This is a genomic window from Amycolatopsis sp. lyj-109 (assembly GCF_046548995.1).
Taxonomy (GTDB): domain Bacteria; phylum Actinomycetota; class Actinomycetes; order Mycobacteriales; family Pseudonocardiaceae; genus Amycolatopsis.
On the sequence record NZ_JAJPWR010000060.1, the window covers coordinates 1 to 1648 of the forward strand.

General features: G+C 68.3%; 1 protein-coding gene. It reads left to right on the forward strand.

Features of this window, described 5'->3' with window-relative positions; all coding sequences use genetic code 11:
- Positions 1-125 precede the first annotated feature (125 nt).
- A complete protein-coding gene (locus ACLJQF_RS48805; RefSeq protein ID WP_410617520.1) occupies positions 126-1514 on the forward strand; it encodes an IS1380 family transposase in 1389 nt (462 codons plus the stop codon).
- Positions 1515-1648: the final 134 nt, after the last annotated feature.

A 1648-nucleotide genomic window follows, 5' to 3' on the forward strand; every position in this document is an offset into this window, starting at 1 on the left:
GACCCGGATCCACCGGTGAATGTGCTGGCCGGGGGTATGTCGTAAACGGGCAGATGCCCTCTGACCTGGGATGATTGTTCTTGTCTAGGGAACAAACAGACCTTAAGTGAGAGGGCATCTGCTGGATGCGAGCATCTCATACCTGGGGCAGAGTGGCGGCGAGGTTCAACGATCAGAGTGTCGTGTCCCATGCCGGGCTGCTGCCGATGCTGCGGCTGGCGGAGAACGTCGGCTTCGCCGATCTGGCGGCCGAACGGATCAGGATCCCCGGTCCGGCTGGTGCGAACCCGAGCGCGAAGCTGCTCTCGATCGTCGCGGGCATGGCCGCGGGCGCCGACAGTATCGACGACCTGGATGTGCTGCGGGCCGGCGCGATGCACCGGGTGTTTCTCGGGGTCCGGGCACCGTCGACGCTGGGGACGTTCCTGCGCGGGTTCGACATCGGCCACGCCGGTGCGTTGGAGGCGTTCGCCGCGCAGGTTCTGACCCGCCTGGCCCGGGCCACCGGCGGGCGGTTGCTGCCCGGGGTGGGTGAGTACGCGATCCTGGACGTGGACTCGAAGATCACCCAGGTCTACGGTCACAGCAAGGTCGGCGCGAACCGCGGCTACACCCACGTGCGGGGCTACCACTTCCTCGCCGCCACGTTGTCCACCCCGATCGCGGCGCCGGTGCTGCTGGCGACCCGGCTGCGCGGCGGGCAGGCCGACACCCGCCGCAACGCCACCTCGTTTGTGGAGCAGGCGCTGCGGACCGCCCGTGGCTGCGGCGCCACCGAGAACCTGCTGGTGCGTGCGGATTCCGGCTACTACGTCTGTTCCCTGCTCCACGCCGTCATCGCGGCGGGGGCCCGGTTCTCGATCACCATGCGCCAGCACCCCGGCCTGCAGCCGGTGATCGAGGGCATCGACGAGCACGCCTGGACTCCGATCACCTACGCCACCCCGGTATTCGATCAGGACACCGGGACCTGGATCCACACCGCGCAGGTCGCCGAGACCGGCTACACCGCCTTCACCAACTCCACCGAACACCCGCAAGGCCCCATCTCCGCCCGGCTGATCGTGCGCCGCTACCGCACCGAAACCCGCACCGACCAAGGCGAACTGTTCCCCGTCTGGCGCTACCAGGCCATCTTCACCAACACCGGCCTGAACACCGTCGATGCGGAGAAACAGCACCGCGGCCGGGCCGGCACCATCGAGCAGGTCTTCGCCGACCTCAACAACTCCGCCCTGGCGCACTTCCCCTCCGGGCAGTTCCACGCCAATCAAGCCTGGCTCACCCTGACAGCCCTGACCCACAACCTGCTGCGCACCCTCGGTGTCCTGGCCAGCCAGGCGCACGCCCGGGCCCGCACCGCCACCCTCCGCCGTCAGCTGATCGCCGTTCCTGCCCGCGTCACCCGCACCGCCCGCACCCTCACCCTGCGGCTCCCGCAGAACTGGCCCTGGCAGGACAGCTGGCTCGGCCTGTTCACCAGCACCGCACGGCCACCACCACCGCTCCGCTGAGACCCTGCCCCGACGACCGGAGACCTCACCGTGGACGTGCTGGACCAGCCAGCACGACCCAGCACGCCCACCACCCACAACAAGATCAACAACCCAGCCTCAAGATCACCAAAAATCAAATCGGTGGATCCGGG

What these genes read in the sequence shown, in the direction of transcription:
- ACLJQF_RS48805 (WP_410617520.1), top strand. Translation starts at nt 126, where the DNA reads ATGCGAGCATCTCATACCTGGGGCAGAGTGGCGGCGAGGTTCAACGAT.